Genomic DNA, 12,703 nt, shown 5'->3' with positions numbered 1-12,703 from the left:
GGTCACCTTAATTGACCTCAAAGGTATGATTTCAAATCGTCGCGCCTAAAAAGTAGTATCTAATAGACTATATTTCAATTATTTCAAAGAACTATTTATCCACTTTTACGGGACAGTAATGATCTCCTATCATTTTTTATTGAAAGAACTTCGTCGTCAGTTGAATCATCCCCAGATGGAGGATTACCTGGACTTTAAAAAAGAACTTATTTCGACTGATGACGTAGAAGCTAAATATGATTTCGATCTTTTTCTAAAAGAGTTGGAAGTTGCCAAGCAAAAACTGACACCCCGGCAAAGAGAAATATTTGTTTTGAATAAGGAATATAATCTTTCCGTTACAGAAATCGCTTCCCGGCTATCTATAACGGAGCAAGTGGTGCGTAACCAACTTTCTGCCGCATTGAAAGTGTTGCGCAACGAATTATCCAACTATTCCTATTTATTTATACTTTTCACGATTTATTTCTGAAAATATGTTTTATAGCATGCAGAAGCGTATGTTATAAATTTAACCTTTCAGGATATTACTCATAAACGAACGAAATTTCCAGTTTATGAGTACATCATTATATAGAAATTTGAAAGATTGGTTAACGAAATATCAGACTGAACAAATTAGTCGGGAAGAATTTCGTGAACTCAGGAAAGAAATCAATAATCATTCGGATGAGGAACTTTTCCCTGTATTGTTTGATAGTTGGAATAGTTGGGATAATAACGGAAGTTTATCGTCTGAAGATGCCCAAAGTTTATTGGTTCGTATCCGGCAAGAGGTGAATATAATGCCTGCTTCTAAAGTTCGAAAATTTAACTGGCGACAAATTGCTGCAGCAATAGCATTTCTGATTATGGGAAGTTTGTCAGTTTATTTATATGTAGATAACCGTGAAATTACTCAGTTAGCGGACCGGATCATGGAAGTTAAAGTCGGAAAAGGAGAGCGAGTTTCAATTACTTTACCGGATGGAACGGCTGTAAAGCTTAATTCAGAATCTATACTTTCTTATAAACAGGATTTTGGGAAAAAAGACCGGCGTGTATCTCTTTCCGGTGAAGGATATTTTGATGTGCAAAAAGACGTGCAAAAGAAATTTGTAGTGAATACCGAATTTATGGATATTGAAGTAACAGGGACTTCGTTCAATGTATATGCTTATTCAAATAAGGATATATTGGAAATGGCATTAGTGGAGGGGAATGTGACTGTTTTTTCTGTTTGTCCTCCTTTTGAGAGACTGAATGTGGTTCCAAATGAGAAAGTAATTTATGATAAAAAAACGGGGACAATGAAGAAAATAACGACTTCGAATGTATTGGAAACAGCCTGGGTAAGTAAAGAATTAGTGTTTAGGTCGGAACCGATGGATGCAGTATTAAAGAGAATAGGGCGGAAATATGGTGTCTCTTTTGAAATTATGGATTCCTCACTTGTTAAGGATACCTATACCGGTGTGTTTGATAAGGAAGAGATTGAAGAGGTTATAGATATATTGAAAGTGCACTATGGTTTTGATTACAAAATAAAAGGGAATGAAGTTCAACTTTTTGCGACAAATAAATAGAGTGTTAACCTTAAAAAATAAGAATTATGAAAACATAGGAAAGGGAAAAAATATCCGGAAAGCGGGCAGGCTCTCCGGATAAATCGTCGAATTCAGTTTCGCGAAGCTATGTGATAGCATAGCAGTAAAAAAACTAAAAGTCAACTTTAAATTTTTTATTATGAATATTATTCAACACTTAATTAAGTTAAAACGTAAAAGTACGAATTTTTGTGTAACAAACTTGTTACTTGTACTAAGTTTTATCTTTTTAACAACTATACCAGCGAATGCGCAAACAGGTAATGTTAACCTGAAACTAAAGAATGTCACATTGCCTCGTCTTTTTCGGGAAATAGAAAAGCAATCAACTTACCGTTTTTCTTATCGGGATGCTGATCTTGCGGGAAAAGCCCTTGTTACAGTATCAGTGAAAGAACGATCACTAGAAAGTGTATTAACTGATATTCTATCGAAACGACATCTTCAATATCAGATATCGGGTAATAAGATTCTGATAACTGTTTCTTCCATGCAAACTCCGAAATCAACAGAAAAAAAAGAAGTTAGCGGAGTTGTCGTTGATGAAAGGGGCGAACCTGTTATCGGTGTCAATATTTCGGAGAAAGGAACGACCAATGGAACTATTACGGATATGAATGGTCGATTCTCTTTCAAAGTAGGCAATAATAGTAGTTTGCTCGTTTCCTATATCGGATATGACGGTCAGGAAATATCCGTTAGAGGGAAAAACCGGTTTAATATTACTCTAAAGGAAAATCTTCAGGCTTTGGATGAAGTTGTCGTTATCGGATATGGTACGCAATCACGTGAATTGTTGACGACGTCAGTTTCAAAGGTTGATAATAAAGTGCTGGAAAACGTGCCTTATGGTAATCTGGCATCTGCTCTGCAAGGGGCTGTTTCCGGTGTGAGGGTACAAAGTACTTCCGGACAACCCGGTGAGGCACCCCGTATTGTTGTACGTGGTGGTACTTCTATTCAAAATCCGGACGGGGCTGCTCCTTTATATGTGGTCGACGGCATTACTCGTGATGACATCAATCATTTGTCAAGCAATGACATCGAATCCATACAAGTATTGAAAGATGCTGCGTCTACTTCTATTTATGGAGCAAAAGGATCGAACGGTGTTGTTATTGTAACGACTAAGTCGGCTAAGGCTGGTAAAGCTTCGGTTTCTTATTCATATGACTTTACCATATCGACTATAGGAAAAAAATATGAAATGGCGAATGCTAAAGATTATTTGACTTTGCATCGTACAGGTATGGTCATGCAGGATAAATTCCCGGATGCAACCAGTGAATTAGGACTGGCAAAAGGCTATGGTACGGGAAATAATTTAACGAATCAAACAGCATTCACAACACAGTATCTGAATGATTCGAACAGACATAAACTGAATGAGGGTTGGATAAGCATGCCGGACCCCATAGATCCTTCTCAGACGTTGATATTCCAAGATAATAAAATGTCGGATTTGGCTTATCGCACCGGCTTTTCCCATAATCATCATGCAGAAGTGAGTGGTAGTTCCGAACGGGCAAAATTCTTGGCCGGTATAGGTTATCTGAAAAACGAAGGTACTTTACGTGCAACGGATTATAATCGTTTTTCTTTCAATATTAATGGTGAAGTAAAGGTTTTGGATAATTTGAACGTTACAGGAAGAGTGTATTATTCTAATACAAGAACTCACACGTCGCCTTTTAACTCTGCTGTTTCGTTTTATAGAAATGCCAGTTTGGCTCCGACTGCCAAGATTTATTTTGAAGATGGCTCGTATGCTCCCGGTTCACAATGGGGTATGAGTAATCCGTTATATTCCATGTCAATTGCGAAATATACGGATAAATCGGAGAACTATACGCTATCTCTGGGGGCGGATTGGACGATATTACCGGGGCTTTCCTTCAAACCTCAAATAGCCCTGTATAAAACGAATACGGATAAAAATCGTTTTATGCCGGCATATTGGAATGGACCGAATCAACAGGTAAAGACAAGAGAAGCTTCTGCTAATCATAATGAATGGTCTCATTACCAGGCGGATGCCGTATTGGATTATACGAGGACATTTTGGGAGGATCACCATTTTTCTGCTATGCTGGGATTAAATTATACTGAACGTATTATCGATGCAATTACGGCTGCTGGTAGAGGTGGGGCTACGGATAATATTACGACTGTGAACGGTATTGCGGAAAGGACTGCGGCTTCAAGTTCGAGTTCTACGCATAAGATGATGGGATATTTCGGTAGAATTAATTACAATTACAAAAACAAATACCTGTTATCTTTTAGCGCCCGTTATGATGGAGCCTCTAATTTGGGACGTAATAATAGATATGGATTCTTTCCCGGAGTTTCGGGAGGTTGGCATATTGATCAGGAGAATTTCTACCCGGACGGATTGAAGAAAATCGTGAAGGCCAAATTGCGTGCCAGCTATGGTGTGAACGGTAATATCAACGGACTTGCCGATTGGGCTGCCGACGGTAATTATAGTGTGGGACAAACATTTTTTGGAAATCCCGCTATCCGTATCAGTTACCCGGCAAATGATGATGTGAAATGGGAACGTTCGAAGACATTCGACATCGGTGGTGATTTTAAATTCTTGAATAGCCGACTGAATATTACGGCTGATTATTTTAGAAGGAAGACCGATCATTTGATTACAATGTTTACGTTACCGCCATCTACAGGTCTGGGGGATGTTTATACTAATTTGGGAAGCCTCGAAAATAAAGGTGTAGAACTGGAAATCAATGCCGAAGTACTCCGTTTTGGGAAAGATGGCAGTTGGACGATCGGGTTTAATGCATCGAGAGTAAAGAACAAGATTTTGGAGTTACCGGAAAATGGTGTGGAAAACAATCGTATCGGAGGTGAATATGTATGGGATGCATCAAAAAATCAACATACCTGGCAAGGTGGCTTGCAGGAAGGAGGAACTATGGGGGATATGTTCGGATATAAACAATTAGGTGTTTATTCAACCGATGAAGAGGCTGCCAAAGCTCCGCAAGACATGCTTATAACTATTGAAGACAGAACAAAGTTCGGAGGTGATGTAAATTGGTTGGATGCAGACGGTGACGGTAAGATCGATTCGAAAGACCGGATATATGTGGGAAATCAATATCCGAAATGGACGGGTGGTGTTTCCAGTAATTTGTCGTTCAGCGGTTTCGACTTCTATGTAAGGGCAGACTATACAGCCGGACATACGATTTATAATTGGGCGAGGATGTTTTTGGATTACAGTTTGTTCGGAGACAACAATATGACGCAAGATGTTGTAAAATATTCCTGGAAACAGCAAGGAGATGTGACGGATTATCCTCGCTTCTACAGAGGTAATTTTACACAGTGTAATGCAACGGGGGCAAGACCTGGATCGATGTATTACGAAAAGGGTAATTTCTTGTGCTTCCGTGAAGTGACTCTTTCTTGCCTGAAATATTTAAAAAAGCGAGAATCAGTAACGTCCGTGTATCTGTAACAGGTAGTAACCTTTTATACATTACGAGTTATAAAGGCTTGAATCCCGAGGATGGTGGAACCGACGACGGACGCTATGCAATGCCTAGAAACGTGACTTTTTCAGCTAATCTTACATTTTAAAAACATGACGTTATGAAAAATAGAATCAGAATAATTAGAAACGCAATAATAGCCGTCTTGTTTACTTCATTAGTAAGTTGTGATGTGCTGGATGTAGAACTACCAAGTGTTATCAGTGGCAATTCATTTTGGAAAACAGAAGAAGATGTCAAGGCTGCAATTCAGGGAATGTATACCTACTTGAGAGAGGTTGACGAAGAATTGTTTTTATTGGGCGAATCCCGTGCCGAAACATCCGGTTTGAATGCAGCAGGCAGTAGCGGTGGATATGATATTTATTTTAATAATACGCTTACTTCCGCAACGGTTGGAGCCTCTTGGAAACCCTTCTATTCGTTGATAAATTCGTGTAACTTGATTATTAAATATGCGGATGGCATCAATTTTAACTCCCAAGCAGATAAAAACTATTATTTGGCACAAGCTTATGTGATGAGAGCTTATGCATATTATGTAATGGCTCGTTCCTGGGGAGACTTGATTATTCGTACTGAACCGGTAGAGGGAACAGACCCTAAAGTGCTTTATAAAGAGAGATCATCTGTCGGAGAAATATTTACACTTATCAAAAGTGATATTGATAAATCGATTGAACTGTTTGCCGACCATCCTAATAGCGGTGCGCCTGCCAGCGGAAGAATCTATTGGAATAAACCTGCGGCAAATGCTTTAAAAGGTGATGTTTATCTTTGGACGGGAAAACGGCTGAATGGAGGGGAAAAGGATTTCACAATTGCTTTGAATGCTTTGAAGGAAGTTAAACAACCGGGAGTTGATTTGATTGCTGATTTCAGTAAAATATTTGATGTTGGTAATAAGTTCAACTCAGAACTTCTGTTTTGTGCTCATTATCAGAAGGACGAGAGAAATCATAACTTTTATTGGCATACCTGGATCATTCAGGCTGGCGTTCCGGGGAATATTGATGAGGAAACGAAAAACACGATTTTCCCAACAGGTGGTGGACAGTCACTTACTGCCCCGACGAAATTACTGATCGATTCTTATGATCCCGATGATACCCGAAAGGCTGGCACGTTATATGAAATATATACCTATGATGAGGACGGTAACCGGGCATATTATCAAAGCGTGTGTATGAAGGGTAAAGGATTGGTTGAAGCCGGGCACAGATACTTTATGAGCCATGTTATTCTTTATCGGTATGCAGATGTCTTGTTGATGATGGCGGAAGCGAAAAATGCTCTGGGTATGGATCCTTCCGATGAAATTAACCAGATAAGAAAAAGAGCTTATGGAGAGAATTTTGACAAACATATTTTTGTCAGCGGTTCAAAAGAATATAATGATGAAGTGATTCTGAAAGAACGCTTGTTGGAGTTTGCCTTTGAATGTAAAAGATGGTGGGATTTATTACGTTTTGACAAAGCGTTCGATTTAGTTCCGTCTCTTCAGAATAAGAAAGGAAAAGATTATCTGAAATTATTCCCTATAAGTGATGATTTGTTGAGTAAAGAACCCATGGTAAAACAAAACCCGGGATATGATGACTAACTCATAATAATAAAATTCTCAAATATAAATTGAGTACAAAATTTTATTATTGAAGTCTATAATACAAAACAAATACTAAAAAGATGAGAATATTTCTAGTAATACTATTTGCCTTATCCTATTTTTCAGGCAATATGCTGGCAAAAGATCTGAGTAAACAGTCGGGAGTACGAAAAATAAAAGATGTGGTTGTATACGACGACCCGCAGTTTTACGTCGCATTTCCTTCTGTTGTAAAAAGCGGTGATGACTATCTGGTCGCTTTTCGTCGTGCACCCAACAGGGTTATGTTGGGAGAACCATATCCGACGCATACCGATTTGAATAGTTATTTAGTGATGGTCCGCTCCAAAGATGGTGAAACTTGGACAAAAAATCCCGAATTAATTTATGCACATCCTTTTGGCGGATCCCAGGATCCCTGTCTGTTGAAACTGAGAGACGGAACGTTGCTTTGTACGAGTTACGGTTGGACACACCTCAGAGAGGATGCGATAGCGAAGTTGAAACAACCTGTTTACCACGAAGGAGGATGGGTAGCCATGGGTGGTTATATTATGCGTTCTTTTGATAATGGCAAGACATGGGAAGGACCGATCTATCCTATCGCAGTGAAAGATGGAATTTATAAAGACCCAATGGGAAACCCGTTATCAGCTTATAACAGAGGTGCCTTGTATGAAGGTGAAAGCGGAAGAATTTTTTGGGTAGTAGCAGCCATGGATGATTACCCGCTTACAAAAACATCTAATCATCTGCTTTATTCGGACGATAAAGGGTTGACCTGGCAATACGCAAGTATCGTGGCGACTCATGAGAAATTCATCTTTAATGAAGCTTCAGTTTATGAAACACCGAAAGGTGATATAGTCGCATTCATACGTACCGAGAACCCGGAAACACGGGCCTGCATCGCTCGCTCTACAGACGGTGGAAAAACGTTCAAATGGCAACCTATGGGTTTTTACGGACATCCACTGGCGGCTGTAAGGCTACCGGACGATCGCGTGTTTCTGACATACGGTTACCGGGAGAAACCCTGTGGCGTACGGGCCCGGATTTTAAATGCAGAATGTACGGACTTTGCAACCGCAGAGGAAATCGTGCTTCGTGATGATAACGGGCCTGGTACAGACGTGGGCTATTCGTGGCCGGTCGTATTGGATAACAACAGAGTGTTGGTCGTTTACTATATAACGAGAGACGACGGTCAGCGTTATATAGGAGGTACGATCCTGGAAGTAGACCCAAAGAAAAAATAGCATATTGATTTTCTGCTTAAATTAAGAGGGGGAGAGGTCGACAGACCTCCCTCCGCTTTATAACTCCTAACATGTAAGATATAACTCAAAATGAAAAGATACTTCGTATATCTGTTTTTTTATTCTTTCATATCCTGCCATCTTTCTGTGGAAGATAAAGTGTACAATTCCGGAATACATATCATACCGGAACCCTTACAGCTGGAAGTTCGACAAGGCGTCTTTCCTATCAGCAACTCGACCACCTTATCACTGAAAAATGGTGATTGGGAAAAAGAAGCCTCTATATTAATGAATAAGCTGGAAGAAGCAAGCGGATATAAACTCTCTTTTTCGGATAACTCTTCCAATAATTGCATTAGGTTCAAAACGAATGAAAACCTGGGAGAAGAAGGATACGAAATAGAAGTAGACGACCGGCAAATATCACTTTCGGCCGCCACAGAAAAGGGTATGTTTTATGCTATACAAACATTCTTCCAACTCTTACCGGCAGAAATCGAAAGTGTGAAACCATTGAAAATGAAACTATCTGTTCCTGCTGTTAAAATTGCAGACCATCCACGGTTCAGTTACAGAGGAGTGATGATAGACGTGAGCCGCCATTTCTTTACCGTGGAAGAACTGAAAAAACAGATATCCGTGATGGCTATGCTTAAACTGAACCGTCTGCATTTGCATCTGACGGATAATCAGGGATGGCGTATTGCTATCGATAAGTATCCGCAACTGGTTGAATATTCTGCCGTACAGGAAACATATAATGAAGAGTTATACGGACCTTGCTATTATACAAAAGAAGATATAAAAGAACTGGTAGCCTATGCCGGCCGTCATCATATAGAAGTGATACCCGAGATAGAGTTCCCGGGACACAGTTTGTCGGCCCTGGTTCCTTTCCCCGAATTGTCGTGCAGTGGCGGACCTTTTAAAAGTGAACAGGTCTTTGGCTATGAAGAGAATGTCTTTTGTGTAGGCAACGACTCCGTGTTCGCCTTTATGGAAAATGTATTGACGGAAATAGCCGAACTATTTCCAGCCCGCTATTTGCACATCGGAGGAGACGAATGCGTTAAGAGATATTGGCAAACATGCCCCCGTTGCCAAGCGTTAGCCCAAAGGCTGAACCTCCGCCCAACTCCGGAGCATTCTGTAGAAGAACAATTACAAAGCTATGCCATCAAGCGGATGGAGCGTTTTATTTCCGGTACGTTGGGTAAACGCATGATCGGTTGGGAGGAAATTCTGGAAGGCGGATTACCTGAAGATGCAACCGTGATGAGCTGGAAAGGCACTGAATGCGGAGCCAAGGCCGCAGCCACAGGCCATGATGTTGTTATGGCCTCCATGGCCGACGGGCTTTACCTATGTGCTGCACAAGGCGCCGATGAAGTAGAGCCGGCTGCTATGGGCGGACAGTCTTACTTGAAAGACGTATATGAATTCGAGCCGCTTCCAAAAGAATTAGCTCCCGACAAAAGAAAACATGTAATCGGTACCCAAGCATGCTTATGGAGTGAATGGACGACCTCCGGAGAGCTGTTGGAATACATGCTCTATCCGCGGACCGTGGCTTTGGCGGAAACAGCCTGGACAACACCCGAAAAGAAAAACTGGGACGACTTCCTACGCCGTCTGGAAAACATGCAGGTCCGTTTGGATTTAAAAGGCATCAATTACCACATTCCGCTTCCGGAAGGAGAGTTGACGACCAACAAAGTCTTTACTGGAGATTCTGTCGTTTTGGAATTTAAAAACAGCCGTTCCCTGCCTATGGTCTATACGACGGACGGAGCAACTCCCGACATGCATGCTCCCTCTTTGCCGGAACGGTTAGTACTGCACCAGCCGTGTACACTGAAAGTCTGTACAAAGACAGCAAGCGGCAAACTTAGTCCGATACGCACTATAAACGTTAAAAAGCAAACACCTATACCCGCTATTGACGGTATTTGCAACGGACGAATCCGCCTTCAGCAGGCAAACGGCCTTTTTAAGGATCATAACGATTTTGCAAAAGCCGTATACGAAACAGATACAATAATAAACTCTTTTGCTGCATATAATAACAATAAATTCGATTTCAAAACTCCCGGATTGGCATGCTATTCCGGCGAAATCGAAGTACCAGAGACGGGTATTTACACTTTTAAATCGAACGCGGATGAGTTGTGGATTGCAGGGAAACTATTAATCTGTAATCCCATCTCTTCTCGCTTTTACGAGAAAAAGACGCAAATCGCCCTCGAAAAAGGTGTTCATGCCTTCGACCTCGTGTTTTCCAACCGCTTGAAAGAAGGATTTGCCACCTGCTGGTACCCAATCGATTTTCAATACCTTCCGCCTTCCGGTGGCGAGTGGATAAAAAGCAATTAAAATTTTGTACAAACCATGAAGCACATATATAAACTATTATTGGCAGCCACCCTGTTGGGAAGTTGCCAAACCGACGGAAGTCAGACGGATTTGAATATAAACAGAAATCCGAACGAACTCTTCCAGAATACAACTCCCCATAAAAAAATGATCGTCGACGTCGACATGTGTACCGATGTAGACGACGCTTGTGCCCTGCGGATCGCAACAGCACTCGACGACGACGGTATCATTGACCTGCAAGGAGTAGCCTTTTCCGTAAACGGTCCCAATAACCTCGATGCTTTACGCGGTTTTCTCCTTCACGAAGGCAAGCCCGATGTTTTGATAGGTAAAAGCGCGGTAGCCAACCCGCCTGAAGAATCACCCTACTGGGATCTGATGGCCGAATATAGCGATGGCAAGGTGAATTCCTGCGAAGCTGTAAAAATGTACCGCAAAATACTCGCCGAAAGCGATACCCCGGTCGATATCGTTACAACCGGCTACACCACCAACATCGAGTGCCTGCTGAAAAGTGAACCTGACGAATACTCCGGGCTTACGGGCCAGGAACTCGTCAAAAGAAAATGCGGACAACTCTACGTCGTAGGTGCTACCTATCCGGAAGGGCGTTGCAACAACATCTGGTTTGCCCCCGCAGCCCGTACGGCGGCAGATTATATCAGCAAGCATTGGCCCTATCCGATACTCTTTTTCACAAACGATGTAGGCGGATTGCTCGTATGCGGCGCCGGCTTGCAACAGGTAGACACCGAACGCAAAGACATCGTAACCCGTGCCTTATACGCATTCGGAACCGATACCGGACGGCTTGCCTGGGATCCTTTCGGCGTATGGTGTGCCGGATATGCCTGTGGTAAAATCAACCGGCTGGGCTTCAAACGAGTAAATATATTCATAGATACCGAAACGGGTCGCAATACATTTGCCGATGCAACCGATGGAAAGCACTTTGTCATCTATCCGCTATGCGACAACAAAAATTATTATAATGCCATGATGGATCACTTGTTAATCAAAAAAGCCAAACTTTAATTGCTGACCGAATTATTTAATACCCATTTAAAACACATTTTTAAATAAATAAAAGAATATGGAAAAGATAAACAGACGACAGTTTATAAGCCAGTTCGGACTGGCCACAACAGCCATGTGCGTTTCGCCACATTTCGCATTTGCCAAACCACTCGCTTCGGATAAGAAAATCCGTCTAGGCGTAGTTGGTGGCAATTTCGGTTTAGGTTTCTTCTTCCATGAACACCCCAACTGCATCGTTGAGGCTGTGAGTGATTTGGATACTCAAAGAAGAAACAAGCTGATGGAAGTCTACCAATGTAAAAAATCATACGAATCACTGGAGAAACTGCTCCGCGATCCCAAAGTCGAAGCCGTAGCCCTTTTCACCCCGGCACCTGACCATGTGCGCCACACGATCCAGTGCCTGAAGGCCGGCAAACACGTGCTCTGTGCTGTTCCGGCCGCCATGACCGAAGAAGAATGCCATCAGTTGTTTGAAGCCGTGAAACGCTCTGGACTCACTTATATGATGGCTGAAACAACCACCTACCGCGAAGAAACCATGATGGCACAGGAGTTCTATCGCGCGGGCAAGTTCGGAAACATCTTCAGCAGTGCGGCTCAGTACTATCATCCCGGTCTGGAAACCTTGTATTTCGACGACAACAAGAAACCGACCTGGCGACATGGCCTTCCACCTATGCTATATCCTACGCATGTTACTTCTTTCCTGATTGCCGTCACCGGAGAAAGGCTGAGAAGCGTAACCTGCAACGGTTGGGGCGATGGAAGCCCGTTGTTGAACAACAACCCTTTTAATAATCCCTTCTGGAATGAGACTGCACTTTTCCGCACCGACAAGGGCAACTCCTTCATGGGCGAGGTATGCTGGAGAGGTGCGCTGGTAGGCGTTGAAAGAGGTGAATGGCATGGCGACAAAATGAGTTACTATTCCGAATATAAAGGCCTGGGTTCGCATCAGGTAGTCTCCAGCGAAATGCAGGGTAAAGATGAAGGTGGCTTCGTTGTCGACGAACCCGAAATGCACTTTGTCGAAATGAAGCCCTTTTGGAAGACTGGCCTGCCCGGAAAGATCAGCCATATCAGCGGACACGGCAACTCGCATTGTTTCATTACCCACGAGTTCATTAGCTCGCTTGTGGAAAACCGCAAGCCCGGGGTCGATGTACATGAAGCGCTGGCTTACACCATCCCTGGTATCATTGCCCACAAATCGGCTATGCACGACGGCGAGTTATTGAAGATACCAGTATTCGATTAAACATTTCCACATTTATAAAATAGACTCTGAGTAATACATTTTTACATTTT

Annotated in this window: 8 protein-coding genes; all 8 read left to right on the top strand. The window is 42.1% G+C overall.

Annotation, left to right across the window (positions count from 1 at the left end; all coding sequences use genetic code 11):
- Positions 1-118 precede the first annotated feature (118 nt).
- The 8 genes from NBH15_RS16210 (at position 119) to NBH15_RS16175 (ending at position 12,653) form a co-directional block, all read left to right on the top strand.
- A complete protein-coding gene (locus NBH15_RS16210) occupies positions 119-472 on the top strand; it encodes an RNA polymerase sigma factor (protein WP_250823065.1) in 354 nt (117 codons plus the stop codon).
- Positions 473-557: 85 nt separating this feature from the next.
- The gene (locus NBH15_RS16205) at positions 558-1,565 is read left to right on the top strand and encodes a FecR family protein (protein WP_244050362.1); all 1,008 of its coding nucleotides are present in this window, start codon (positions 558-560) and stop codon (positions 1,563-1,565) included.
- 511 nt (positions 1,566-2,076) lie between these two features.
- Positions 2,077-5,076 carry a SusC/RagA family TonB-linked outer membrane protein gene (locus tag NBH15_RS16200; protein WP_250823064.1) on the top strand — a complete coding sequence of 1,000 codons (3,000 nt, stop codon included), beginning with the start codon at positions 2,077-2,079 and terminating at the stop codon, positions 5,074-5,076.
- A gap of 134 nt (positions 5,077-5,210) precedes the next feature.
- Complete coding sequence (locus NBH15_RS16195) at positions 5,211-6,713, top strand: RagB/SusD family nutrient uptake outer membrane protein (protein WP_128133997.1); 1,503 nt, start codon at positions 5,211-5,213, stop codon at positions 6,711-6,713.
- A gap of 83 nt (positions 6,714-6,796) precedes the next feature.
- On the top strand, positions 6,797-7,975 hold the full coding sequence (locus tag NBH15_RS16190) for a sialidase family protein (RefSeq protein ID WP_128133996.1): 1,179 nt from the start codon (positions 6,797-6,799) through the stop codon (positions 7,973-7,975).
- A gap of 90 nt (positions 7,976-8,065) precedes the next feature.
- Positions 8,066-10,351: a family 20 glycosylhydrolase gene (locus NBH15_RS16185; protein WP_250823063.1), complete on the top strand. Its 2,286-nt coding sequence runs from the start codon at positions 8,066-8,068 to the stop codon at positions 10,349-10,351.
- Between the two features lie 15 nt (positions 10,352-10,366).
- A complete protein-coding gene (locus NBH15_RS16180; protein WP_250823062.1) occupies positions 10,367-11,389 on the top strand; it encodes a nucleoside hydrolase in 1,023 nt (340 codons plus the stop codon).
- A 58-nt stretch (positions 11,390-11,447) separates the two neighbouring features.
- A complete protein-coding gene (locus NBH15_RS16175) occupies positions 11,448-12,653 on the top strand; it encodes a Gfo/Idh/MocA family protein (protein WP_128133994.1) in 1,206 nt (401 codons plus the stop codon).
- The last annotated feature ends 50 nt before the right edge of the window (positions 12,654-12,703 follow it).

This window comes from Parabacteroides caeci (assembly GCF_023656795.1).
Taxonomy (GTDB): domain Bacteria; phylum Bacteroidota; class Bacteroidia; order Bacteroidales; family Tannerellaceae; genus Parabacteroides; species Parabacteroides segnis.
The sequence above is the reverse complement of the archived record's forward strand: the minus strand, read 5'-3'. Positions and strand labels throughout refer to the sequence as shown.